Below are 362 nucleotides of genomic sequence, written 5' to 3'. Positions count from 1 at the left end.
CGGGTCTATACCCTGCAACTCATTCGCCCAGTTAAGACTCGGTTTCCCTACGGCTCCCCTATACGGTTAACCTTGCTACAGAATATAAGTCGCTGACCCATTATACAAAAGGTACGCAGTCACCCCACCACTAAGCCTCCTCTGCTTGATTTTGTTGGTTGGACGTCGCATTCGCTCCGTCTACCGCACATTATCATGCAAAAGAATCGCTGTGAGTTCACCACTAGCTTAGTGGTGGGGCTCCTACTGCTTGTACGTACACGGTTTCAGGTTCTTTTTCACTCCCCTCGCCGGGGTTCTTTTCGCCTTTCCCTCACGGTACTGGTTCACTATCGGTCAATCAGGAGTATTTAGCCTTGGAG

1 rRNA gene is annotated in these 362 nt (G+C 50.3%); it reads right to left on the bottom strand.

The features are described from left to right. Nucleotides 1–362 (bottom strand): 23S ribosomal RNA (locus tag NBG71_RS18715); the annotation flags it as partial.

Source organism: Proteus sp. FZP2095, assembly GCF_023701425.1.
In the GTDB taxonomy this organism is placed as follows: Bacteria; Pseudomonadota; Gammaproteobacteria; order Enterobacterales; family Enterobacteriaceae; genus Proteus; species Proteus cibarius.
The sequence above is the reverse complement of the archived record's forward strand: the minus strand, read 5'-3'. Positions and strand labels throughout refer to the sequence as shown.